The following is a 23,756-nucleotide window of genomic DNA, read 5'->3' on the forward strand; positions in this document are numbered from 1 at the left end:
CTAAGTGGTCATCATATTCCGATGACGGTTTTTGGGGAGACATTCATGGGGGCATGGATAAGGCGGCTGGCAACCTGCCGGCCCGCGTTGGAGCGCTCGGACCTGCTGGCCAGATCCGGGACGGTAATGAGCTTCGTTTTCGTGGCGGCCTCCTGGCTATACCTGTTTCCGATCATGGGCGGACCCCTGTGGCACCGGGCCTTGGCGTGGGTGCTCGTGATGATGCTGGTGATGTGCTTCGCTACGATGCTGCGGACCGATTTCTGGCCCCTTCGGCTGATGATCGTCGTGGGCCTGATCGCCCTGTCCGAACTCCTGGCTGGAGTCAGCTACCGCCAGGATTCGGACTCGCTGCTCCTGGCGCACAGCCTGCTGATCGGTGCCAGCTCCACGGTGGCCTTGTCCTTGCGAGCTTCTTGGCAGTCGTCGGTCTATACGGCGCTGCTGGCCGTCCTGGTATTTGGGCATACCATCGCGACATCAATCCTGCATCGCCTCGGTCCCATCACCTTCTCGATTCTTGTGGGATTCTGGCTCATCATGCTCGCCATCCGTCACTCAGCGCCCAGGGCCCTGGATATTTTCCTGCGCGACCAAGCTGTGAAGGCGGAATCCCTTGCTGCCCAGGCGGTCGTCCGTGACCGGACCAGTGCAGCCGCCCATGACGCCCGCTTGCTTCACGACACCGTGCTGCGGGGGCTGACCCACTTGGCCCGGGGCGGCGCCGGGTTGGCTCCGGAGGACTTCCGCAGCATGTTCGCCGCTGGGGAGTACGACGGCGTCGGGTCAGGTCACCGGAGCCCCGGCACCCCGGCGGAAGCCACCACGCTGGACGGCCGGCGCGCGGCCCTTGGCAGCGAAGGCGGGCTGGCCGTCGTCGAGTCTTCCACAGCCGCTGACGTGGCGTCGTTGCTGAAAGAGCGGGCCCGCGAACAGAGCCGGAACGGCTTCACCGTGGACGTTTTCGGCGAGGGCGGAACCCTGCCGCCGGATACCTTGCGGGCGGTTGCTGATGCTGCCGGGGAATGCATGGTCAATGCGGCCCGGCATGCCGGGAGCGATCACGTGGATGTGCTCATTTCGCGCACAGGTCCTGTGGTGTCGGTCCTCGTCAGCGATGCGGGCCGCGGATTCGACCCCGGGTCCCTCCCGGCGGAGAGCTTCGGGGTGAGGCATTCGATCATTGAGCGAATGGCACAGGTCGGCGGGAACGCCAGGCTGTTGTCGACACCAGGGCGTGGAACCACTGTTGTCCTTGAGGTCGAGGCGGCATGAACCGATTCCTTCCGGATGTACACGTGGCCACTGCCGGTCCCCTTTTCCTGTCCCGGGGCATCCTGGTGAGCATCAGTCTGACGCTCTGGATATTCTCGGCCATGACGCAGATGGTGTCCTTCGACGGGAGCAGCCTTGATCGCTCAAGGTTTGCTGCCGTGGCCCTCGACCTCATTGGCTGCTGCGCGGCTTTCCTGGCGTCTGCGCCGGCAACGCCCCGCAGGCATCTTCCCTATGTGCGCCTGGCCTGGCTGGCCACGTCCATTATTTCGGGCGTGATGACGGCCCAAGTGGTGACGCTGGGCTCGGGCTACCTGGCCCTCGCCTTCAACGTCATGCTGGGGTCGGCTTTGGTCTTCCTTGTCTGCATGCGGTGGGACCTGATGGGTTTCATGCTCCTGTCGGCCGCCAACTCGGTCCTGAGCAGCTTCTACTACGCCACCACTCCGAGATTCGGGTCCGGCGAGGGCCTGCTGATTTTCTTCATCACGCTGATCCCGGGGCTTTTGGGCGCTTTGTTCGTCGTGGGAATCCGGAGCCGCATGGAGGAACAGCTCGCCCGGCATTCCGCCCAGGCCATGACTGCCCTGACCAGGCAGGCTGATACCCGCAGTTCGGCCCACACCGAGGAGCTGTCAGCCACACACCATCAGATCCAGGAGCTGTTTGCGAGGGCAGCCCGGAGCGAAAGCCACCCGCTGACGCCGGGCCTGGCGGAGGAAGCCCAGTGGCTCGCCTCGCGGTTGCGTGCCCAGTTGATGGTGGCACAGGGCAGCGACTGGTTGTCGGAGTCCTTGGTGCTGGCCGGCCTGGACTCCACGGCCACTGTGACGGCCCAGCCGGACCTCCTTCAACGTATCCCGCAGGCACAGCGCCCGGCACTCCTCGCGGTCACCATGCTGCTGCTGAAGCCGGTGCCGGACGGGCCGCGCCAAGGCAGCAGTTTGCCCGGAAGGGTACATGTCTATGTGGAGCCGCATGTGAACGATCATTTGCTGATTACCTGGCGTGTGACCGGACTCAATCCGAACCGCTGCACCCCCGCGTTGTGGAGCGAGGTGGAAGCCCTGGGTTCGCCACGCGTTCACACGGACCCCGGAGGAGCCAGCATCATTGTCCCCATCAAGGCACCCAAGCCATGGTGACGCGCCTGATGGTGGTGGACCAGCACCAATTGATGATCGATACCTTGGATGCGTGGTTGCGCCGCAACGCCCCGGACCTGGTGGTCGCGGCGGGCTTCACTACCGTTCCCACGCAACTCCAGCAGGAGGCCTTGGCCGGCCTTTCGGTGACGGTGGCTGTCCTGGGTACCCTCGATCGCCGGGAAAAACTGGTCCCGGCAGTTCAACAGCTGGTGCGGGCCGGATTGCGGGTGGTAGTCCTTGCCACCGCCCTGGACCGCTGGGACGCGGGCGCGGTCCGCTCCGCCGGTGCCTTGGGTTATGTGCCCAAGGCAGCCGGCCCCCGGCACACGGAACTCGCCCTCCGCGCCGCCGCATCCGGACAGGAATATCTGCATCCTGACGTCCTGGCCGGTCATGACAGCAGCACACCGCTGCGCATCACACTTTCACCCCGGGAACAGCGTCTTGCCGAGCTGTACCTCGGCAGTGACGCCATGTCCGTTCGTGGCGTTGCGGATGCCATGGGAATCAGCGAGCAAACAGTCAAGGCGCACCTTCACCGGATCCGGCAGCGCTACGCCACGGCCGGCATCAAGCTCGGCAATGTCATCAGCCTCCGCAAGCAGTTAAGCAACGATGGCTGGATCAGCTGACCCTTGCTGTGCCTTGGCCCGCCGGCCCCTGCGCTTTCGCGCCGGCACCTTCCCCGGCTCCGAAGCCAGGATGCTGATCAGGGCCACCAGCAATGGCCCGCACAAAGCCGCCATGTAGCCCGCAATGATCATCTGCTTGTAAATTTCGGCCTGGCCGCCATTGAGCATGACGGCCCAGAACTGGAACCAGCATCCCAGCACCATGATGACCGCCAGCCTTCCCACGGCACTCCGCTTCCGGAAAGCCACGGCCAGGCCCAGCAGCAGCGTCACCAACTGCATCCCGACGAAGGCCACCGGAGCAGCTTTTACGGCGCTGAACAAGCCCAACACCACGGGAAAACGCCGTTCCTTTTCATAAGGGCCATGATCGGAACCCTCAAGGTACGAGCCAACATAGCCCAGTTCCGGAGTCAGCATGGCAGTCACTCCGCGTTCGCCCATGGTGATGAGCCGTTCCGGATGCGTGGCGTAAAAACCGGCGATCGTGCCCAGGCTGATCTTCTCCTGGAACTGGGAGTACAGCGGGTTGTAAACAGCCGAACGTGTGGAGGCCACCGTAGTGTCCATGGAGTTGATGAAACTTGGGTCCAGCCCCAACCATTCGAGGTCTGCCTCAGGGGTTGGGCTGTACGGAAGAAGCTCCACAAAGACGGCGTTGTAAAGGTTCACTTCCGAGAAGCGCTTGGGTTGGACGTTGATGAATGCCACCGAAAACGCAACGATGAGCAGCACCGCCGTCGCGGGCAGCAATAGCGCGCGCCAATGTCGACCCCTGCCGAGCGCACCGTCGGCCGGTTTACCGTCGGACGGAGGCACGACGACGGCCGCCTCACCGTCCGCTGCACCCCGCCGCCACGGCACCCAGAGCAGCGCCAGGGCAATAACGGGCAGCCACGAGACAGTTTGTGTTTTTGCCGCAACGGTAAAGACCGTCGCGAAGACGACCAGCAGCAAAGCCAGCCACCGCGGACCGCTGCCGTTCCAGTAGTGGAGCAGCGCAACGGACACGGCAAGAATGCCAAGGAAGGCCGCGGGTTCGCTGTAGGGCGAGACGAAGAAGTCAGCGAAGACGCCGTCTGCCATCACCCCGGTGACCAGCGCGGCGATGAGGATACGGAACCAGGTCCGGCCAGGCAGCACGTTGATCAGGGCCGCGATCAGCAATCCGAAGACCACACAGCAGACGATTCCAACGGCACGGGTGTCCAGCCCCGGTCCCCAGCCCAGGAGGGGTGTCAGCAGTTTCCCCAACCACAGGAACAGCAGCTGGGAAGAGTAGTACGGCTCCCCTGTGCCGTTGGCGCCGCAGCCTTCACCGTAGAACTGGTGCGGGACCCAGGAAGGGTGGATGTACTTCGTGAACCCCGCGTAATCCCAGGGCCGTTGGTTCATGACCCCCAGGGAGCACAGCAGACCATGCCCCTCGCCCTGGTCCCCCATCCCCACAGGTTCCGGAATGAACAGCCGGACCATCATGAGGGCGGCCGCAACCAGCCCCGCGATCAGGGCCGCGCCGTGGACTGGTCCCAGCGTCAAGGTACCGGGACCGAAGGTCCTCGCAAAGTATCGTCCCAGGCTGCCGAGCGGACGGGCCTTGGTGCCCTTGCGTCCGCGCACAGGGGCAGGGGTGAACGTTCTCTGCGCTTTCCCGCCACGTTCACGGAGCTGCGTGGCGCTCCCGGATCCTTGATCAGCCATTGTTTACTGCTCCCCCGGTGACAGGCACGCGCACGGGAGCCAGGGTTCCGGTCACCAATTCCGGAGCTTCACCCGGTACTGCCTGCCGGGCGGAGGCCACGGCGCAGCGGACGGTCCGGGCAGTGCCCACCGTCCGGATGATGGGATGGACTGTGACGCCTGCCGGCAGTTTTTCCGTGCCGAGGAATTCGAGCGCATAGGGAAGGCAACGCGCTTCACGCGCCACGGGTGTTGCCAGTGACGCGTCCTGGGCGATCCATGCGCTGATGTCTTCCGCGGTATGGGGCTCCGAACACGGGACATCGGTTCCGTCGTCGGAAAGAACGCCGTCCTTGTATTCCTGCCGGTAGCAGAGCCGTACTGCTGCCGAGTGTGGTCCCGCCAAAGCATCCTTGAGGTCAAGGCCGGTTTCCTGCGGGGTGCCGTCTTGGTCCGTGACCGCTACGTCGCAACGAACCGCCCGGCTGCCGGCAGCCCAGGCGTCCCTGTCAGGGAAGTAACTGGTGACCGCCAGTCCGAAGGTCCCGTCCCTGTCGGACGCGGAGAGATAAGTACGCAGGTCCTCGCTGGTGCACAGTCGTTTGCCGGCAGCCTTGAGCTGCTGCTGGTTGGGACGTGACTCCTGGCGGGCCAGGGGTTCGGGCATCGTCGTGACCAGGAAAGTCTGGGTGGTGTGGCGTTCGGTGCAGGAAACAGGCGGGCTGGCTTCGCTGCTGGCATCGAATTCTTCCGGGGACACCACGGCATGGCAGAGTCCTGTTTCCGGACTCGCCGTGTCCACCCCGGGTTTTCCTTCATCACAGGCGGCCAAGGCTGCCGTTATCATCACCGCGGCCATGACGGCCGACGCCCGGAACAGACTACGAGGACGCACGCCGGCCCTTGCTGCGGGTCGCTGCACGGTTTTTGCGGACGACGGCGGCCCGAACCAGCACGATGATGGCCGCGACGAAGCCGAAAATCACCACGAAGGAACCCAGGAAGTGGTGCATGACATCGAATCCCTGCTGCCCCCAGCTCTGTTGCGCCGCTGCGATCATGAAATAGCGGGTTGCGTTGCTGATGCAGACTATGAGGAGTGCGATGAGGGCCGCGGGCATGAGCCGGGAGACGGGGATGCGTCCCATTAGGAAAAGAATCCCGGCGAGGCCTGCGATCGGCGTGAGGAGGACGGCGCTGGAGCACAGCCCGGTGACTTGGAGGGCGAAGGGCTGGCCCCCGCCCACATTGTGGAAAATGATGTCGCCCACGCTGTAGGAAGCCCCGCCGAGGACGCCGTCGAAAATGGCGGACATGAGCCAGGCTTCGGCTGCCCTGATGTGCTCCTGCTGCAGCATGGCCGCGGCCGCGGCAGCGATGAAGACCAGCCCGATGAGGCCCCCGCCACGGGCCTTCCGTACGGGGATCGCACGGGGTCCGGTGGGGACGCTGATGTTGCCGGCTTCGGCGCTCATGGCCACTAGGCTTCCTTCGCTAGGAGTTTGACGTCTGTCTCCTGGTTGCGGCGGGTCTTGGCCCACCCCTGCCGTCCTGTGATGAGGCGGTAGGTTGCCCTGAGCACCGTGACGTAATTCTGGTACATGTAGAGCCAGTAGCCGAAGCCCCAGAGGACACCGAGCATGAAGTTCTTCTCCGGCGTGACCTGCTTCCGGTACACCAGGCCCCACAGCGCGAACGGCAGCACGCCTGTTGCGAAGATCAGGGGAATGATGAACCATGCCGCACTGATCCAGGCGCCAAAGCTGCCCATGGTCAATGAGCCCTGTGCCACCATGGTGATAAACAGCGTTGGCCACAGGACCAAGCCGAGAATCTGGATGAAAGGCTGGACCAGGAAGTAGCTGGATTCGATCGCGCCGACGTTGCTGAAGTAGGGCGATTCGAAGATCCGCTTGAGGTAGACGCTGCACTGCATGCCGCCGTGGCACCACCGCGTGCGTTGCGTGAGGAGCCTGCGGAGGTCAGGGAGTGCTTCCTGGGCTACGTGGGTGTCATGCATGTAGACGGTCTTGTAACCACCCAGCATGATGTGGATCGCGAGTTCGTAATCTTCAAGGAGCGCCCCGTGCCATGGCTGGCCGGACGTCCTGGCGATGACATCCAGGGCGGACAACCGCGTGAACTGGCCGTTGCCGCCCAGGCCGACCGTCAGGGTGTGCCGCCGAAGGGACTGCATGGCCGCGATGGTGGTGCGGAACTCCATGTCCTGCATCAGGACCAGGTACCGTCCGAAGGACTTCCTGAGACGCTGCATCCCGGTGCCGCCTTCGAGGGCCGGGTCCTGCAGGTTGGACATCCAGACGGCGGTTTGGGCGGCGCCGACTTCCGGGTCACCGAACGCCAGGGGACCAGCCGCCTGACGGAACGCATTGTCAGCCAGGTGGCCATCGGCGTCGACCACCAGGACAATCACCGACGACCGGTCGACGTCGGCGGGCAGCCAACCGTCCAAAGTGCGGTAGGCCGCGTTAAGCGCATCTCCCTTGCCGGTGCGGGCCAGTGGCCGGCGACGGCGAACGAGGTGGATCATGGCGTCGCGCTCAGAGGCCGCGTCCACGATGTCGGCGGTGGCGTCGTCGCTGTCGTCATCGACAACCCATACGTGGGCCTGCGGGAATTGCCTGCGGAGCAATCCCAGGGTTTCGCCGATCACCACTTCTTCATCGCGGCACGGAATGAACACATGCCACGAGAAAGAGTCGGGATCGCCCTCGGGATCGGGTTTGCGCCGGAGGAAGGGCACCAGAATCACCAGGATGTACGACAGAAAAACCACCAGGAGCACAAAAGCCAGCGCCTGTGCGGATTCGAGTACCGACATTTACTTCCGATGCTTGGGCGAGGCCGGAAAGGCCCGGGAAAAATGGGGATGGCGGGACGGCCCGGAAAGAGCCGCCCCGCCGATGGTATTACGAGTTGGGATGTGCTCCCCGCTTTGCGGCTTTGAGCCTGCTGTTTCGCAGGACTACAAAACCGGTAATCAGCAGGGCTACCCCCACGAGGATGACCCAACCAAGGGTTGGGGCTCCCGTGACAGCGAGCGTGGTACCGCCGGCGGCGGTACCGCCTGCGGTCCAGTTATTGCCGTACATTGACTGTTCTCCTTTCGCCGTGCGTGATCGCCGGGGCGATCAGACAGCGGCTACCGCGGTGCGGCGGCGTGAGCGGACGAACAACCAGGTGAGCAGAGCCAGGAGGGCCACGCCACCGCTGATGGCCATGGTGTCGGCGTTGACCAGCGGGATCGCCGCTGCGTCAAGGTTGGGTCCGACGGTTGCGTTGGCCAGGTTGACGGTGGCGATGGAGCCGCCGGCAACGGCGATCTGCAGGGCGCGCTGGGTAAAGGCCCCCGACGGAGCGGTTTCCTGGACGTTGACCTTGGCCGAAACGAGGGCGGTCAGCGCGGTGCTCAAAGGAGCCACAACGCTGGTAGCAACTGCTCCGGTCACGCCGTTCAGGGTGGTGGTCAGGACAGACAGGGCAGGTCCTGCGACGAGCTGGGCGATCGGTCCAAGACCGTTAACGGCGGCCGTGGCGGTTGCCAGGGTGCTGCTGACGATGGAGGTCAGCTTGTTGGCAACAGCCTGCGGCAGGAACGAGATCAGGTCGGTTCCGGCCGGCAGGGAGTTCAGGTCCGGCACGCCGGCAACGGCCAGCAGGTCTGCCTCGGTGATGGAGATGGTTCCACCGGCCACCGGGTTGGCCACCGTGACGCCCAAGGGGGTCAGGACGGCGTTGGCCGTGTTGATGGCGGTGCTGATGGTGCCTGCGACGCCGCCAATGACAGTGCCGCCGACTTCAGCCGAAACGCCGGCCAGTGAGTAGGCACCCTGGGGGGCTGCACCCTGGTCCTTCTTGGCTGCCGCCGCGAGGGTGGCCACCTGAAGGTTGACGTTGACCAGGTCCGTGCCACCGAGGATGGCTGCAGTGCCGAGGCTGACGCGGGCTGCCGGGATGGCAGGATCGCCGGACGTGGGAAGGCCGCCGGGCAGGGTCACCAGACCGGGAGCGCCGCTCACGGTACCGGAGAATGCTTCCGAGGAACCGTCGTTGACTGCCTTGCCGTACTGGCTGACAGCACCAACCTGGATGATGCCGTTGTTCTGGAGCAGCGGGATGTTGCCCGCGCCCACGTTGACGACGCCGAAGACTGCGCTGAGATCCAGCGGGTCGGTGGCCTCAATGACTGCCGGGCCGCTCGGCGGGGTGCCGATCTGCTGGGCAGTTGCTGCTCCGTTGGATGCCAGGTTGGCAAAGTTCGGAAGTGTCAGGACAGAACCATCGATGATCTGTCCGCTGCCCACCGAGATGACGTCGGTGGGCGCTGCGTTTGCGGCTGGTGCGGCCACGAGGCCGATTGCCAAGGCCGATACGGCGGTGACGCCGACGGCTGTGGGCCACAGCTTGCTCTTGCTGTTCAAGTATTTCCCCCTTGCGAACGCTGCAGGACAGGGCTGTTCTGCAGCTGAGACCGTGGGGGCAAACGCCCCCCGGTGCAAAATAACAAGGGGAATGGGGCCAGGTCCGCGGGGGTACCCGAAGGGGTTAACCCGCGTCCTGGTTCTATAGCTGTTCTATTTACTGAGTTGGTGTCAGTCCGGCAGTTCCAGCTGGAACCCGCACTGGCACCGCAGCAACTTCGTGCCGACGTCGACTGCCGAAGCGTCGTCGCCGGGTTCGTCGGTCGACAAGGGCGCGTAGATGCTCTTGACGTTGGAGCCTGCCAGGGACATTGCTTCGCCGCAATGGAAGTACTCTCCTGCGAAGCGGAGCAATCCCTCCAGCGAGCGCACCTTGTTCAGGACCGCTGCCACATCACGGAACCGTGCCCTGTGCAGGTAGTTGCCTTGGCATTTGCGGCAGACGTACCCGACCTGGACCTGCAGTTCGCCCGGATGCGGCGGCAGGGACTCGATGGATTCGATGGCAACATTTTCGTTCGTTCCGCAGTGCAGGCAGCCAAGGGGCCGCATGTCTTGCGTCAGCCGTGGAAGGCTGGGACCACCAATGCCTTGCATGGCGTCTCCTGGGGCTCGGCAGCTGACCGGTCAGCACCTGGGCAGCGGGACGAACCATTCGTCCCAGTACAAGGAAACCATTACTAAGGCTACTTAGCAATACCCTGCGGGGTACGTTGGCGGCAGCTAGGCGAACTGCGGAACCGAGGTTAGCGCGGCACCCAACTCGCGGACCGCCGTCGGGCTTCCGGCAACGAACCAGTTCATCCCGTTGACTTTCACGACGGCGGTGTCCCCGCCGGCCGCGCGAACGATCGCCTTGCCGGGCAGCCAGTCCCATTCGGGGCAACTGTGCTGGAACCAGCAACCGAGTTCGCCATCGGCCACCCGGCCCAGGTCACAGGAACCTGAGCCAAACATCCGCAAGGAGGCGGCGGTGATGGCGGCCGCGTGCCATGGCATGGCCGTGCGCGGATCCGCGAGCCAGGTCGGATGGATGTACGTGGCTGCGCAAATCCCGGCCACCGAAACATCGCCGGAACCGGAAATGGGTTCTCCGTTGAGCGTCGCCGCCTGGTCCTCGCCGCCCAGCCAGAGCTTGTCCAGTTCGGGCTGGTAGATCGCCCCCAGCAACACCGACGGGTCCACCAACGGGCTGCCGGACTGGCCACTGTGGGCGGTGTCGCCACGCTTCAAGGCAATGGCCGAGCACCAGTAGGTAGAGCCGTGCAGGAAGTTGTAGGTGCCGTCAACGGGGTCGATCACCCAGGTCCGTCCGCTGGTCCCGGCCACCGAGGCACCCTCTTCACCAAGGATGCCGTCCTCCGGCCGGCAACGGCGCAGTTGCTCCAGGACGTAGGCCTCGGCTGCGTGGTCGGCTGCGGTGACGACGTCCGAGACGGACGTCTTGCGTTCGCCCTGCAACCCGCCCATCCGCATGAGCAACGCCAGTTGCCCCGCTTCCCGGACCAGGGCGCTGGCCAACTGGTAGTCATCAAGTGAAGGATCGAGTTCAGTTGCGGTGTGCCTGCCGGTGGTCATGGATCCAGCTTAGGTGGCGGGATAATGAATGACATGGCCAAGACACCAGCTCAGCGGATCAAAAAGCACGGAGCGAAGGCAGTGGTTCCCGACCACACACTGCCTCCCGTGATCAACAGCACCACCGCGCGGACGCCGCAGAAGGCACAAAACAACTCCAGGTTGATCGTGATTGCCGGCGTGGTGGCCAGCCTGTTCCTCTTCTGGTACCTGCACCTGTTGACCCTGAACCAGATGACCCAGCTTTCCGGCGGGCTGGCAATGCCGGACTCCCTGATCGGCGGTTTCTCCCCGGACTACATCGCCCAACTGCGCGCAGCCATGGATGACGCGGCACGCGGCCAGCTCAACTACGTCCACAAGACGGCCGGCACGCTGTTCCCGTTGATCTTCGGCTTCAGCTGGCTCCTGCTGATCGGCACCAACGTGGCGAGGAAGTCCTGGCGCTGGGCCATGTGGGCCGCTCCCCTGCTTTTTGCCGTGGCCCACTTGTGGTCGAACGTGGCCATTGATTCGGTGCTGGCCGCAGAGACGCCCGACGCCGGTTCGGTCGCCGTGGCATCGGCCGTCACCGTTGCCTCCTGGGTACTTTTCCTGGTGAGCCTCGTGTGTGGCGTCGTTGCCGTCTTCCTGGGAAAGAAGCGCGCGTCCTGAAACGGGGGGCCACCTCCCCGCCCCCGCCCCCGCAGCAACCGTTGAGGATAGCTCTCCCCATTCCGCGTCCCGGCCCGCCCGGATAGTGTTGCGCTTGCCGCCAAGTGCTGGCGCGCAGTAAGTGGATCTTGGGGGATCAATGGGGGAAATTCACGTCGATGCGAGGCTCAACATCGTTGAGCTCAGCGGAATCGCCTGGGCAGAAACTGTCCGCAGGGCGGCCGAAGCAACGGGCAGCGAGGCCGACGCCGCCGCCTATCCGGAGTACTTTCCACGTCCGGACGCGCACCACCAGGACGCCGGGGACGAACTTCGCCGTGCCGGCATCCTCGATGCGCAGGGCACCTTGTCACCGCAATGGATACTGGCGGTTACCCTCGCTGTATCGGCACCCCTGACGGCCACCACGGTGGTGCAGTTCCAAGACCAGTCCATCCACAGCAGGGCCGGCCTGGCAGGAGGGCGGGGCGTCGCCGTCTCCTATCGACGCCGTATAAGCCACCAGCCAAACGGTGTGGTGGTGACGGAAGTCCGCAACGCCGTCGAGGTTTCCTTCTTCCAGGAGGAAAATGCGTGGGCTGCCCTCAGCCGCCATTTTCCCCGGCTCCATCAGCTGGAGCCCTTGCCGGAAGCGACGCCGCAGGCGGTAGCGGCCAACACCAGCTGCACCATCCACCTTGACGTGTCAGGCCACCTTGATGTTCCAGGCACTCCGGCGCCAGGTTCCCGCCCCTATACCAGCCGGCGCGTTTGGGCCGTCGCGGACCAGCTGTACTCCGTTGACCAGCTGAACTCCGTTGACCAGCTGAACTCCGTGGAAACCGGGCCAGGACAGAACCCCGCGCCCACCCTGACCGCCGTTCCATCCACGGACCCCGGGCTCGAATTCGCCTGGTCCCTCCTGGGAGCAAAGGAATACCTTGGCAGCGCTGCCGGTCGGAGCGTGCGCTCATGAGCCTTTACGGAATGGATGTGGAGGGCGGGCGACGCCTCAGCAAAGAGTTTGCCCGCAGCAGCCAACGCCTGCTGGACCTGAGCGGCAACCTCACTCCCTTGATCACCGGTGTGGACTGGCACGGCGATGACGGGAAGCGCTTCACGCAGGAGTGGATGGCCTACCGCAGTCAGCTCATCGCGGCAGGGCATGCCCTCGCCGCCGCTTCCAGTGCCGTGCAACGCAACGTCGACGAGCAAATGGCCGCCAGTACCACCGCGGCCGGCTCCGGGAATCCATCCGTCCTTGACCGGCTCCTGGACGCCGCCGCCGGGGAGGCTGAGGACCTGTGGGATGCCAGCGGAAAAGTCACCAGCCTGTTGGCAGGCACTGCGTCCACCATGTGGAACCTTGCCCAGGACCTGGCTCCCCTCCCTGTGGGGAACCTCATGGATGCCGAGGAAAACCGTGCCTCGCGGCTGGGCGACTTCGTGAACATGGGCTGGGGGTGGCTGACCTCGGGCGAGCCACCGTCGATCACCCAGCTGGTGTCCAACGGGGTGCTGTTCGTAGCGGCGACACTGAACACAGCCGCGACGGTGACGAGTTTCGGCTTCCACAATCCGCATTTGATGGATGACGGAAGGCCGGTGGCCGGAGAGCCCATCCCCCTGACCGTTGGCAAACCCGGAACCGCCGACGTGAACGGCAGGCCGGTCACGCCCGTGCCGTCAACCATCAGCTCCGTCCTGGCCGCCACCGACGCAGCCTACGCCGACGCAGGAATCGCGGGCACGGAAGATACCGGGATCCGGATCACCACAGTCGACAAGCCGGGCAGTCCCCCTGCCTACATCATCAGCATTCCAGGGACCACCCGGTGGATGCCGGACGGCGCGGCCAACCCCACCGATCTCACCGGGAACCTTGAACTTGCCGGTGGGAACCTGTCCACTGCCGCCCAAGCGGTCCGCATCGCCATGGAGAAAGCCGGCATTCCCCAGGACGCACCGGTGATGCTGTCAGGTCATTCGCAGGGCGGCATGATCGCCACGGCCTTGGCATCCGACAGCAGCTTCACCGACAGGTTCAACGTCACCAACGTTGTCACGTACGGATCGCCGGTGGATTCGGCACCCATCCCGGCATCCATCGACGTCCTGGCCCTTCAGCACGCCGGTGACCCCGTCCCGCAGGTGGACCTGGCGGATGCCACTTTGCTTCCCGGCGGCAGCATCACCACGAGCCGGGACAACAACGCCCTGGTGGTGACGCTGCCCAATCCGGACATCGACCCGGGGTTCGCCGGTATCAGTTACCACGACTCCTACCGTTACGTTGACTCGGTAGCGCAGCAGGAAGCCGGGGGTCCCATCGCCCAGTACAGTCAAAAGGAATCCACCCAGCAGTTCCTCACAAGCGATGCCGGCCAGGTGTCCTCAACCGTGTCCAACATCTCCCGAAAGCAGTGACCTTGAAGAAACTTCCCAAGCCGGTGCCGGCCCTGATCATCATGATGCTGATTCTGGGCATCACGGCTTGCGGTGTGGGTGGCCCGTCCAAGGCCGAGCGGCTCGGCAAGGACATGCAGGACGCTGCTGCGTCCGTGCCGGGAGTAAAGGACGCCCAGGTCCACGTGAACATGAATACGTCCGGCAACTTCATCACCGCCAAGCTCACAGGAACCGGCTCCGAGCACGCCGCGCTTGCACAGGCCCTGGAAGAGGCCCTTCCGGCCATGCTGGAGAAGACCACGGACTTGGACTCGGGATCCTTCTCGGTCAGTATCTTTTCACCCGACGACTCGGTTTCGGTGAGTGCTGGCGACCTCGGCTACGCGGGAGGGACTTCACTCGTGGACTTCCGCGAGTACTTCCTCAATCGGCCCTGAGCGCTTTTTCGTTCCGTTCGTACCCGCTGGGCAATAACAAGGCCTGCAGTGGCCAGGCCGATAGTGACCGGATACCCCATGAAGCGTTCCAGAGTTCCGGGCCGGGGTACATCCATGGCGGTGATGCCGCCAATGACCAGCGCCCCAAGGCAGAGAATCCCGCAGATTCCGAGGAACCAACTGACGGGGGTTTGCCTGAACCACAATACGGCCAGCAGGAGCAAGGCGAACCCTCCCCCAATGAAGAACATGAGGGCCCCTGCAAGATGCCACGGCGAGCCCAGGTCTTCGGGTACCAGTCCCACAATCACCGTGCCCACCCCCGCAACGCCCGTCAGGATCCGGATGGCGACCGCCATGATCCAGGGCACGGCCAGCACGCGGATGGGCGTTTCACCCTCCTGCGTCGCCCGGAAACGCCTGGCCCGGACTTCCGGCCTCGCCGCGACGCACAGGAGCCCGGCCGTCAGGAGGATTGCCCCGAGGACCAACGCCAGCCCCTGGACCACGAAAGAGGCATTCATCAGCCAATGCAAGGGCGAACAGACTGGCCGGTCCTCATACAGTCCGCAGGAAACAGCGCCCAGGTCGCTGATGAAGCCCGTGGCCCTGCTGTAGGGCTCCGGACCGGCCCAAGCCTCGATCACAGCAGCCTCGGCCACGAAGTACTGGACGACGCTCAGTTGCGCCCATCCCCCAATATTTGCCCTGATGCTGCGGACATCCGGAAGGAACCATCCCGCCGGTGCCGACGCCGTTGCACGCCCGTTCATGGTGGCCAGCCTAGCTGTGTTCGGGCATCGCCCCGGCAGCTTGTATGCTTGTAGTCGTGTCCGGGCCCTTGAGCTCCAGCAGTGGGATTCCGAGCCATGGACACACAGGCCCTCGTAGCTCAGTGGATAGAGCACGGCTCTCCTAAAGCCGGTGTCGTTGGTTCGATTCCAATCGAGGGCACTTGAAGCACCAGCAGCGCATCCAGGACTTGCGGGCCTACCTGGCCGGCAGCTGGAGTGTGGAGCGTAACCTCCTGGACCGCGCCTCCGGCGCCCGCGGAACCTTCACCGGCGTCGTGTATTACAGACCGAACCCCGACGGCGGCCTGGACTACCGCGAAGACGGCACCATGCACTGGCCCACCCACACCGGCCCCGCCTTCCGTGAATACGTCCTGACACCCGGCGCCGCACCGGACTCCATGGATGTGTCCTTCCCCGACGGCAGGCCTTTCCACGTCATGGGATTCTCCGAAGAGGGCCACCAGGACAAGCACTGGTGCGATCCCGACGACTATCAGGTCAACTACACCTACAACGGCCCGGATTCGTTCAGTTTCACCTGGGACGTCACAGGGCCCGCCAAGGACTTGCTGCTGGAATCGCATCTGGTCCGCATCGACGCCAGGAGGCATGAATGACAACAACGGACCTGATCGTGGTCAGCGCCGTGTGCGTCTACAACAACGAAGGGCAGCTGTTGACCGTCCGCAAGCGCGGCACGGACAAATTCATGCACCCCGGCGGCAAACCCGAACCGGGTGAAACGGCCGCCCAGGCCGCTGCCCGGGAACTGTCCGAGGAAGTCGGCATCGAGGTATCACCGGAGCAGCTGGAACCCCTGGGTGTCTGGCTCGCCGTAGCCGCCAACGAAGCCGCCACGAACATCGAAGCCACCGTCTTCACGGCGCCCGGAACCTGGGACGCGCACCCCTCCGCCGAGATCGCGGAAATCCGCTGGCTGGACCTCTCAGCACCCCTGCCGGCGGACCTGGCGCCGCTGCTCACGGACCACGTCCTTCCGGCCCTCAAGTAGCGCTAGAGCTCCGGGACAGCTTCCTGCGCCACTGCCGTGGCCTCCGCGAACTGGGTCTGGTACAGCTCGGCGTAGCGCCCGTCCGCCGCCAGCAGCTCGGTATGCGTGCCACGCTCCACGATCCTGCCGTCCTCAACCACCAGGATCGCGTCAGCGGCGCGGATGGTGGACAAGCGGTGCGCAATCACGACGGCGGTACGTCCCTCGAGCGCCTCACCCAGGGCCGCCTGCACGGCGGCTTCGTTGGTGGAGTCCAGCGCCGCCGTCGCCTCATCCAGAATCACCACGCGCGGCTGCTTGATGAGCAAACGTGCGATGGTAAGGCGTTGGCGCTCGCCGCCGGAGAGCCGGTAGCCACGCTCCCCCACCACTGTCTCCAGGCCATCGGGCAGGGAACGGATCATCGGTTCCAGGCGGGCGCGCCTGAGCACATCCCACATGTCGTCCTCGGTAGCATCCGGCCGTGCCAGGCGCAGGTTGGAGGCGATGGTTTCGTGGAACAGGTGGCCGTCCTGGGTCACCATGCCCAGCGTGTCGCGCAGGGAATCGAAACTGATGTCCCGCACATCGGCACCCGTCCGGGGCCCGTTCCCGCCCAGGCGCACTGCTCCGGAGTCGACGTCGTACAAGCGGGACAGCAGCTGGGCGATGGTGGACTTGCCGGCACCCGAGGAACCCACCAGGGCCACTGTCTGGCCCGGTTCCACCCGGAAGCTCACCCCGTGCAGCACTTCCTCTCCGCCGCGGGTGTCCAGCGTGGATACCTCCTCCAGGGAGGCCAGGGAAACTTTGTCTGCTGAGGGGTAGGAGAAGCGGACGTCATCAAATTCCACCGCGACAGGGCCCGGAGCGACCTCAATGGCATGCGGCTTTTCGGTGATGAGCGGCTTCAGGTCCAGGATTTCGAAGACCCGTTCAAAGCTGACCAGTGCGCTCATGATTTCCACCCGCGCGTTGGACAGCGCGGTCAGCGGCGCGTAAAGCCTGGTGAGCAGGAGCGCCAGGACCACCACATCGCCCGGTGCCAGCTGGCCGCTGAGGGCCAACCAACCGCCCAGGCCGTACACGAGGGCCAGTGCCAACGCCGAGACCAGGGTCAGGGCGGTGACGAAGGTGAACTGCAGCATGGCGGTGCGGATGCCGATATCCCGCACCCGTCCAGCCCGGTCGGCAAATTCACGCGATTCCTCGTCCGGGCGGCCGAACAGTTTCACCAGCGTGGCACCGGGCGCCGAGAAACGCTCCGTCATCTGCGTGCCCATGGCGGCGTTGTGGGCTGCAGCCTCACGGCGAAGATCTGCCAGTTTGGAGCCCATGCGCCGCGCGGGGATGAGGAAGATCGGCAGCAGCACCATGGCGAGCACCGTCACCAGCCAGGAAGTATTGAGCATCACGGCGAGGGTCAACGCCAGGGCCACTACGTTGCTGACCACACCGGACAACGTGCCGGCGAAGGCGGACTGTGCCCCGATGACGTCATTGTTCAACCGGCTCACCAAAGCGCCGGTCCGTGTCCGGGTGAAGAACGCGATGGGCATGCGCTGCACGTGGTCGAACACCCGCGTGCGCAGGTCCACGATGACGCCTTCACCAATGATCGACGACAACCAGCGCGTCAGCAGGCCCACTCCGGCCTCACCCACCGCAACGATCGCAATGAGGACGGCCAGCCAGATGACCGTTCCTACGCCTGCGTTCGCGATGATCGCATCCACCACTTGTCCGGCAAGCACCGGGGTGGCCACTGCCAGGAAGGCGCCCGCGATGGAAGCTATGACGAACGCAATCAGCTTCCCCTTGTGAGGGGCAGCGAAGGCGAGGACCCGTTTGAGGGTTTCCTTGGAGAACGGCTTGGAGCCGCTCTTGGCAGTGGTGATGTTGTACAGCGAGCTCCAGGCCACGCGGTCCATGCTCATGGGTTACTTCTCCTGGCTTGGGGTGTGGTGGAGTTCCCGGACTTGTCCGTTGTCCAGGTGCCACCGCGAATCGAGACGGACGTTTTCCAGCAGCCGGCGGTCGTGGGTGACCAGCAGGAGCGCACCGTCGTAGCTCTCCAGCGCTTCTTCAAGCTGTTCGATCGCCGGAAGGTCCAGATGGTTGGTGGGCTCGTCCAGCACCAGCAGGTTCACGCCGCGGGCCTGCAGCAATGCGAGCGCAGCCCGGGTCCGCTCCCCCGGGGACAACGAGTCCACAGTGCGTGAGGTGTGGTCCGCTTTGAGCCCGAATTTGGCCAGGAGGGTGCGGACGTCTGCGCTGTTCCAGTCCACGAGCACGGCTTCCACTGCGTCGCCGAGCGGCTGCCCGCCGTCGAGCAATCCGCGTGCCTGGTCGATTTCGCCGATGGCGACGGACGCGCCCATGGAGGCAACGCCGTCGTCGGGTTGTTGCGTCCCCAGCAGCAGGCGCAACAAGGTGGACTTGCCGGCGCCGTTCGGACCCGTGATGCCGATCCGCTCCCCACCGTTGAGCTGGAGGTTCACCGGTCCCAGCGTGAAGTCGCCCTGGCGCACGACGACGTCACGCAAGGTCGCGACGACGGCACTTGAGCGGGGTGCCTGGCCGATGCTGAACTGCAGCTGCCACTCCTTGCGGGGCTCGTCCACCTCAGTGAGCCGGGCAATGCGGGACTCCATCTGGCGGACCTTCTGCGCCTGCTTCTCCGACGATTCGACGCTGGCGGCCCGGCGGATCTTGTCGTTGTCCGGGTTCTTCTTCATGGCGTTGCGGACACCTTGGGAGCTCCACTCCCGCTGGGTGCGCGAGCGGGAAACGAGGTCCGCTTTGGTGTTGGCGAACTCCTCGTAGCGCTCCCGGGCATGGCGTTTGGCCACCGCGCGCTCTTCGAGGAAGGCTTCGTAGCCGCCGTCGTAGACAGCTACCGAGTTCTGGGCCAGGTCCAACTCCACCACTGTGGTGACGCAGCGGGCCAGGAATTCGCGGTCGTGGGAAACCAGCACCACTCCGCCGCGCAGGCCCTGGACGAAGGCTTCAAGGCGTGCCAGCCCGTCGAGGTCCAGGTCATTGGTGGGTTCGTCCAGGAGCACTACATCGAAGCGGCTCAGCAGCAGCGCCGCCAGAGCCACGCGGGCGGCCTGGCCACCGGAAAGGCCGGTCATCAGTGCCTCGGTGCCAACCTCCAGCCCGAGATCGGCCAGAACGGCGGGAATGCGGTCTTCCAGGTCTGCCGCGCCGGAGGCCATCCAGCGGTCGAAGGCAAGGGAGTAGGCGTCGTCGGCTCCTGCGGCACCTGAGCCGAGGGCTTCGGCAGTGGATTCCATCTCGGTGGTGGCTTGCGCGCAACCGGTGCGTCGGGCGATGTAGCCGGCGATGGTTTCGCCTTCGGTGCGCTCGTGTTCCTGCGGCAGCCAACCCACGAACGCATCCGAGGGTGCAAGGCTGAGGCTGCCTTCCTGCGGCTGGTCGACGCCCGCCAGGATACGGAGCAGCGTTGATTTTCCGGCGCCGTTGGCTCCCACTACGCCCACCACGTCGCCGGGCGCCACCGTGAGGGACAGCTTGGAAAAGAGTGTGCGGTGGCCATGCCCACCGGCCAGTTCCTTGGCCACCAAGGTTGCAGTCATTTGTCTATCCTCCAGCAAGGAAACGCAGATCATCAGGCCCCGATTCCCGCGGGCATGGAAAAACCCGCTGGTCCGGACTTGGGGGGTGTACGGACCAGCGGGTTCAATCATCAAGCATAATTCAATGTGGCGTCGGCGTAAAATCGATCTGTACTCCCACTTACCGCAATTTGCCGGTTTGCCGCGCCCCACATCACAGAGAGTTCCACATGCCCTTACCGTCCAAGGCGTTCCAGCGCTGGCTTCATGGCGTTGCGCCCGATGCCAGCACGGCGGACGTCTGCAGGATCGCCGGCATCAAACGGACAACCCTGGCCCAGCAGCTGGTCCGCGGCAAGGTGGCCGAGTCCACGCTGGTGAGCATCAGCCGGGGCTTCAACATCAACCCTGTGCAGGCCCTGGCCACTTTCGACCTCTACTCCGATCTCCGCGGCGACCCCGTTCCGCCCACGGGCTGCGAACTGGTCAGCCAAGTAGCCACGATCGATCTTCTGCGTGCCGTAGTGGAGCGCAGCGAGCCCGGCTCCGCGCCCGTGGCCCGCCTTTCGGAACCACCTCACCCCACCTCCGTGCGCAACTGGGTGGACGCAATCGACGACGGCGAGTTGCGGCACCGGGTCAGCGACACCACCGGCATCGCGCCCCAGAATTTCTCGGCCCACCTGACAGCCAACAGGCTTCCGCCGGAGCTGGCGATTGCCACCTCCCGTGCGGCCGGGGTGGGACCGGCAGGAGGGTTGGTGGCCGGAGGACTGATCACCGAAGCCGAAGCCGGCTGGCCACCCAATGCACGCCGGGAGGCCTTGGACGCAATGTCCCAAAGTGCACTGGTGACCCTTGCCGGTGAGCGGCTGCTGGCATTGGGAAAAACCCTCCGCCGCCAGGAACAAGACCACGAACGAACTGAACGAATTTGGGAGAACCTCGGATGACGGCTGTCCTGCCCTGGGTCACGCTGGCAGTTTGCCTGGCGATTACGATCGCACGGATTCCGAGCGCACTGCGTGGGGAGAACCGCGTTGTCTTCTACATCTTTTCGTTGATCTCACTGAGCATCTTCATCAGCATCGAGGCGCCCTACCTTGTCATCGACGGCTGGCTTGGCGGGATGAACGTTGGGAACCTGATTCTGCGTTTCCTGCTGTATGCGACGTTCTTCTTCATGGGCATCAAGATCGCCACCGCGTTCGGCTCCCAATCGGCAGTGCGGGCCATCCGCGGGCCACTGGGTATCACGGTTGCCGCAATCGTGGGCGTGCTGACCATCTACTTTTTCCTCATCACCGACACCCGGGGCTCGTCGGCGGGGATGAGCGGGCTGGTGTGGGGGCCGTCGTTGGAGGCCTATGCCTTTATGGGCCGCTTCTACCCGGGATTCGTTGCTGCCTGCCTGGTGCCGGCCATCTGGCGCACGGTGGCGAGCCAGGCGCCTGTGTTGCTGCGCGTCGCCTCGGGCCTGCTTTTGCTGGGACTTTCGTTGCTTTTGCTGTCACAGCTTTTTCCGCTGATCCCGTTTTCGGAGGCCTGGCTGCGGGTGCTGATCAACTACTCCGCAGCCATGTTCACGTGTATCGGATTGGCCGGAATCTGGTTCTCGAAAGCAGTTGCGCGTCGAAAACGGCGTCTCTCAGCGTAAGACTTTCACAAAACCATTAGATCGTGGCACAATCATGAATGTGTGAACGCGGCTGCAGCCTGACACCGGAATCAGAGAACGGGTTTCCGGTGGATGTGGCGCCCACGGGATCACAATTGGGGGGATGAGTGGTGGCGGGCTGTTGGGGACCGCCCCCACTCAGCCTTTTTAACGCACCTTTACCTGGCACTGGTGTCCACCGCCGTGCCCGTTCCCTCCGGTGACTAAGATGGCTCCATGAACAGCCTCCGCACCCGACGTTCCATCCTTGCCGCCACCTTGGCTTCCGCTGCCCTCGCTCTTTCGGCGTGCGGTGGTGGCTCAACGCCGGCGCAGTCCGGCGGGGACACCTCCCTCTCTGACGTGAAGTCCAAGGGCGAACTGGTAATTGCCACCGAGGGCACCTACCGCCCGTTCAGCTTCCACGCCGAGGGAGCCGGCGACCTCACCGGATTCGACGTCGAGATTGCGCAGGCCGTCGCCGGGAAGCTCGGCGTCAAGGCGTCTTTCCAGGAGACCCAGTTCGACGGCATCTTCGCAGGCCTCGACTCCAAGCGTTTCGATACCATCGCCAACCAGATCTCCATCAACGACGACCGCAAGGCCAAGTACGAGTTCTCCACCCCGTACACGATCTCCACCGGCGTAGTGGTCACCAAGTCGGACAACTCCAGCATCAACAGCTTCGCCGACCTCAAGGGCAAGACCACCGCCCAGTCCCTCACGAGCAACTTCTACAAGATGGCCGTGGAAGCCGGCGCCAATGTCCAGGCCGTTGAAGGATGGGCCCAGTCCGCCACGCTGGTCCAGCAGGGTCGTGTGGACGCCACGGTGAACGACAAGCTCACCTACCTGGACTATGCCAAGACCACTCCCGACTCCGGCTTGAAGGTGGCAGCCGAAGCACCGGACAAGACTGAGAGTGCCTTCGTCTTCCGCAAGGGTTCCAGCGAGCTCACCAAGGCCGTGGACAAGGCTCTTGAAGACCTCCGCGCGGACGGAACCCTGGCGAAGATTTCGGACAAGTACTTCGGCGCGGACGTCACCAAATAGATGAACTGGGACCTCATCTGGAGTTCCTTCGGACCACTCATCACCGGCGCCGTGACAGGGACCATCCCCCTGACACTGGCTTCCTTCGCCTTTGGCTTGTTGCTGGCCTTGGTAGTGGCCCTGATGCGCCTGAGCCCCAACCGGTTGTTGTCCGGCATTGGCCGGTTTTATGTCTCAGTCATCCGCGGCACTCCCCTGCTGGTGCAGCTGTTCGTGATCTTCTTCGGACTGCCTAGCATCGGTGTGCGGCTTGATCCGTGGCCCAGTGCCATCATCGCGTTTTCGTTGAACGTGGGTGGTTACGCCGCCGAGATCATCCGCGCCGCCATCCTTTCCGTGCCCAAGGGCCAATGGGAAGCCGGGCACACCATCGGCATGTCCAACCGGCAGACGCTGGTACGGATCATCCTTCCGCAGGCTGCCCGGGTCTCGGTTCCACCGTTGTCCAACACCTTCATTTCCCTGGTGAAGGACACGTCCCTCGCATCACTGATCCTGGTCACCGAACTGTTCCGGAACGCCCAGCAGATCGCCGCTTTCAGCCAGGAGTTCATGGCCTTGTACCTGCAGGCAGCCCTGGTCTACTGGGTGATCTGCCTGGTTCTGTCCACGGCGCAGTCCGCGGTCGAAAGAAGATTGGACCGCTATGTCGCCCACTGATCCGTCATCCATGGTCCTGGAGGCAAGGAACCTCGCCAAGGCCTTCGGCAGCAACACAGTATTGCGGGACATCGATATCACCATCCGCCGCGGCCAGGTGGTGGCCCTGATCGGGCCTTCCGGCTCCGGTAAGACCACGGTCCTGCGTTCGCTCAACGGCCTGGAAGTTCCCGACGCCGGTACGGTCACCTTCGGCAGCGGCGATGCCTCAAGCGGGCTGGCCATTGATTTCGGGGCCAAGGTGGGCAAGAAGGAGATCGCAGCGCTCCGCGACCGCAGCGCCATGGTTTTCCAGCACTACAACCTGTTCCCGCACATGACGGTGCTCAAGAACGTCATCGAGGGGCCCGTCCAGGTGCAGAAGCGGCCGAAGGCGGAAGCCATCGCGGAGGCCGAGCGGCTCCTGGAACGCGTGGGCCTGGCGGACAAGCGCGATGCCTATCCGTTCGAGCTTTCCGGCGGCCAGCAGCAGCGTGTTGGCATCGTCCGGGCCCTCGCCCTCAAGCCGCAGCTCCTGCTGTTCGACGAGCCCACGTCCGCCTTGGACCCGGAGCTTGTGGGTGATGTCCTGGGCGTCATCAAGGAGTTGGCCGAGGAAGGCTGGACCATGGTGATCGTGACGCACGAACTCGCCTTCGCCCAGCATGTTGCCGACGAGGTGATCTTCATGGACGGTGGAGTCGTGGTCGAACGTGGCCCGGCCGCCGAGGTACTGCGGGCGCCACGGCAGGAACGTACCAAGCTCTTCGTGAAGCGGCTTCAACACGACGTTTAGCCTTTTCA

Annotated in this window: 25 protein-coding genes and 1 tRNA gene; 15 read left to right on the forward strand and 11 right to left on the reverse strand. The window is 64.4% G+C overall.

What is annotated here, in order from left to right; genetic code table 11:
- Positions 1-45 precede the first annotated feature (45 nt).
- The 3 genes from PV760_RS17635 to PV760_RS17645 are packed head-to-tail and all read left to right on the forward strand — an operon-like array spanning position 46 to position 3,055.
- Positions 46-1,275 carry a sensor histidine kinase gene (locus PV760_RS17635; RefSeq protein ID WP_354628348.1) on the forward strand — a complete coding sequence of 410 codons (1,230 nt, stop codon included), beginning with the start codon at positions 46-48 and terminating at the stop codon, positions 1,273-1,275.
- Positions 1,272-2,420, forward strand: a complete 1,149-nt coding sequence (locus PV760_RS17640; protein WP_064723363.1) for a hypothetical protein — start codon at positions 1,272-1,274, stop codon at positions 2,418-2,420. The genes PV760_RS17635 and PV760_RS17640 overlap by 4 nt, the downstream gene beginning before the upstream one ends.
- A complete protein-coding gene (locus PV760_RS17645; RefSeq protein ID WP_193590992.1) occupies positions 2,414-3,055 on the forward strand; it encodes a LuxR C-terminal-related transcriptional regulator in 642 nt (213 codons plus the stop codon). Before PV760_RS17640 ends, PV760_RS17645 begins: the two co-directional genes overlap by 7 nt.
- Here the strand turns inward: PV760_RS17645 and wsfD are convergent.
- The 8 genes from wsfD to PV760_RS17685 all read right to left on the reverse strand — a co-directional run bounded on the left by wsfD (position 3,029) and on the right by PV760_RS17685 (position 10,755).
- Positions 3,029-4,756: a glycan biosynthesis hexose transferase WsfD gene (gene wsfD, locus PV760_RS17650; protein ID WP_354628349.1), complete on the reverse strand. Its 1,728-nt coding sequence runs from the start codon at positions 4,754-4,756 to the stop codon at positions 3,029-3,031. The two genes, PV760_RS17645 and wsfD, sit on opposite strands and share 27 nt — an antisense overlap.
- Positions 4,749-5,630 (reverse strand): septum formation family protein, encoded by an 882-nt coding sequence (locus PV760_RS17655; protein WP_354628350.1) that lies wholly within the window; start codon positions 5,628-5,630, stop codon positions 4,749-4,751. The genes wsfD and PV760_RS17655 overlap by 8 nt, the downstream gene beginning before the upstream one ends.
- A complete protein-coding gene (xrtS, locus tag PV760_RS17660) occupies positions 5,617-6,210 on the reverse strand; it encodes an exosortase S (protein ID WP_156524827.1) in 594 nt (197 codons plus the stop codon). Before xrtS ends, PV760_RS17655 begins: the two co-directional genes overlap by 14 nt.
- Before the next feature lie 5 nt (positions 6,211-6,215).
- Positions 6,216-7,577 carry an XrtP-associated glycosyltransferase gene (locus tag PV760_RS17665; RefSeq protein WP_064723368.1) on the reverse strand — a complete coding sequence of 454 codons (1,362 nt, stop codon included), beginning with the start codon at positions 7,575-7,577 and terminating at the stop codon, positions 6,216-6,218.
- An 88-nt stretch (positions 7,578-7,665) separates the two neighbouring features.
- Positions 7,666-7,848 carry a hypothetical protein gene (locus PV760_RS17670; RefSeq protein WP_018779601.1) on the reverse strand — a complete coding sequence of 61 codons (183 nt, stop codon included), beginning with the start codon at positions 7,846-7,848 and terminating at the stop codon, positions 7,666-7,668.
- A gap of 39 nt (positions 7,849-7,887) precedes the next feature.
- The gene (locus tag PV760_RS17675; protein ID WP_018779600.1) at positions 7,888-9,177 is read right to left on the reverse strand and encodes a PVV-CTERM domain-containing choice-of-anchor G protein; all 1,290 of its coding nucleotides are present in this window, start codon (positions 9,175-9,177) and stop codon (positions 7,888-7,890) included.
- Between the two features lie 171 nt (positions 9,178-9,348).
- Positions 9,349-9,774, reverse strand: a complete 426-nt coding sequence (locus PV760_RS17680; RefSeq protein ID WP_018779599.1) for a hypothetical protein — start codon at positions 9,772-9,774, stop codon at positions 9,349-9,351.
- A 126-nt stretch (positions 9,775-9,900) separates the two neighbouring features.
- On the reverse strand, positions 9,901-10,755 hold the full coding sequence (locus tag PV760_RS17685) for an inositol monophosphatase family protein (RefSeq protein ID WP_354628352.1): 855 nt from the start codon (positions 10,753-10,755) through the stop codon (positions 9,901-9,903).
- A 33-nt stretch (positions 10,756-10,788) separates the two neighbouring features.
- On the opposite strand from PV760_RS17685, the gene PV760_RS17690 reads away from it, so the two are divergent.
- From PV760_RS17690 to PV760_RS17705, 4 genes are all read left to right on the forward strand, one after another.
- A complete protein-coding gene (locus tag PV760_RS17690; protein WP_018779597.1) occupies positions 10,789-11,409 on the forward strand; it encodes a hypothetical protein in 621 nt (206 codons plus the stop codon).
- A 139-nt stretch (positions 11,410-11,548) separates the two neighbouring features.
- Positions 11,549-12,364: a hypothetical protein gene (locus tag PV760_RS17695; RefSeq protein WP_354628353.1), complete on the forward strand. Its 816-nt coding sequence runs from the start codon at positions 11,549-11,551 to the stop codon at positions 12,362-12,364.
- Entirely contained in the window at positions 12,361-13,815 is a 1,455-nt protein-coding gene (locus PV760_RS17700) for a PGAP1-like alpha/beta domain-containing protein (RefSeq protein WP_354628354.1), read from the forward strand. Before PV760_RS17695 ends, PV760_RS17700 begins: the two co-directional genes overlap by 4 nt.
- Positions 13,812-14,234, forward strand: coding sequence for a hypothetical protein (locus tag PV760_RS17705; protein WP_354628355.1), 423 nt, complete (start codon positions 13,812-13,814; stop codon positions 14,232-14,234). The genes PV760_RS17700 and PV760_RS17705 overlap by 4 nt, the downstream gene beginning before the upstream one ends.
- Here the strand turns inward: PV760_RS17705 and PV760_RS17710 are convergent.
- Positions 14,177-15,007, reverse strand: coding sequence for a DUF998 domain-containing protein (locus PV760_RS17710; protein ID WP_354628356.1), 831 nt, complete (start codon positions 15,005-15,007; stop codon positions 14,177-14,179). The genes PV760_RS17705 and PV760_RS17710 overlap by 58 nt on opposite strands.
- A 108-nt stretch (positions 15,008-15,115) precedes the next feature.
- Here PV760_RS17710 and PV760_RS17715 point away from each other — a divergent pair.
- The 3 genes from PV760_RS17715 (at position 15,116) to PV760_RS17725 (ending at position 16,043) form a co-directional block, all read left to right on the forward strand.
- A tRNA-Arg gene (locus PV760_RS17715) sits at positions 15,116-15,188 on the forward strand.
- A gap of 1 nt (position 15,189) precedes the next feature.
- The gene (locus PV760_RS17720) at positions 15,190-15,648 is read left to right on the forward strand and encodes a DUF6314 family protein (protein WP_354628357.1); all 459 of its coding nucleotides are present in this window, start codon (positions 15,190-15,192) and stop codon (positions 15,646-15,648) included.
- Positions 15,645-16,043: an NUDIX hydrolase gene (locus tag PV760_RS17725; protein ID WP_039240031.1), complete on the forward strand. Its 399-nt coding sequence runs from the start codon at positions 15,645-15,647 to the stop codon at positions 16,041-16,043. Before PV760_RS17720 ends, PV760_RS17725 begins: the two co-directional genes overlap by 4 nt.
- A 2-nt stretch (positions 16,044-16,045) precedes the next feature.
- Here the strand turns inward: PV760_RS17725 and PV760_RS17730 are convergent, their stop codons facing one another.
- Positions 16,046-17,959 carry an ABC transporter ATP-binding protein gene (locus PV760_RS17730; RefSeq protein WP_079581233.1) on the reverse strand — a complete coding sequence of 638 codons (1,914 nt, stop codon included), beginning with the start codon at positions 17,957-17,959 and terminating at the stop codon, positions 16,046-16,048.
- Between the two features lie 3 nt (positions 17,960-17,962).
- On the reverse strand, positions 17,963-19,624 hold the full coding sequence (locus PV760_RS17735) for an ABC-F family ATP-binding cassette domain-containing protein (RefSeq protein ID WP_354628358.1): 1,662 nt from the start codon (positions 19,622-19,624) through the stop codon (positions 17,963-17,965).
- Positions 19,625-19,833: 209 nt separating this feature from the next.
- Between PV760_RS17735 and PV760_RS17740 the strand changes: the two genes are divergently transcribed.
- The 5 genes from PV760_RS17740 (at position 19,834) to PV760_RS17760 (ending at position 23,748) form a co-directional block, all read left to right on the forward strand.
- Positions 19,834-20,556: a hypothetical protein gene (locus PV760_RS17740; protein ID WP_354628359.1), complete on the forward strand. Its 723-nt coding sequence runs from the start codon at positions 19,834-19,836 to the stop codon at positions 20,554-20,556.
- Positions 20,553-21,260: a hypothetical protein gene (locus PV760_RS17745; protein WP_018779587.1), complete on the forward strand. Its 708-nt coding sequence runs from the start codon at positions 20,553-20,555 to the stop codon at positions 21,258-21,260. Before PV760_RS17740 ends, PV760_RS17745 begins: the two co-directional genes overlap by 4 nt.
- A 237-nt stretch (positions 21,261-21,497) precedes the next feature.
- Positions 21,498-22,313, forward strand: coding sequence for an amino acid ABC transporter substrate-binding protein (locus PV760_RS17750; RefSeq protein WP_039240027.1), 816 nt, complete (start codon positions 21,498-21,500; stop codon positions 22,311-22,313).
- The gene (locus tag PV760_RS17755) at positions 22,314-22,973 is read left to right on the forward strand and encodes an amino acid ABC transporter permease (RefSeq protein ID WP_018779585.1); all 660 of its coding nucleotides are present in this window, start codon (positions 22,314-22,316) and stop codon (positions 22,971-22,973) included.
- On the forward strand, positions 22,960-23,748 hold the full coding sequence (locus PV760_RS17760) for an amino acid ABC transporter ATP-binding protein (protein ID WP_018779584.1): 789 nt from the start codon (positions 22,960-22,962) through the stop codon (positions 23,746-23,748). Before PV760_RS17755 ends, PV760_RS17760 begins: the two co-directional genes overlap by 14 nt.
- The last annotated feature ends 8 nt before the right edge of the window (positions 23,749-23,756 follow it).

The sequence above is a fragment of the Paenarthrobacter sp. CC6 genome, assembly GCF_040560085.1.
Taxonomy (GTDB): Bacteria; Actinomycetota; Actinomycetes; order Actinomycetales; family Micrococcaceae; genus Arthrobacter; species Arthrobacter nicotinovorans.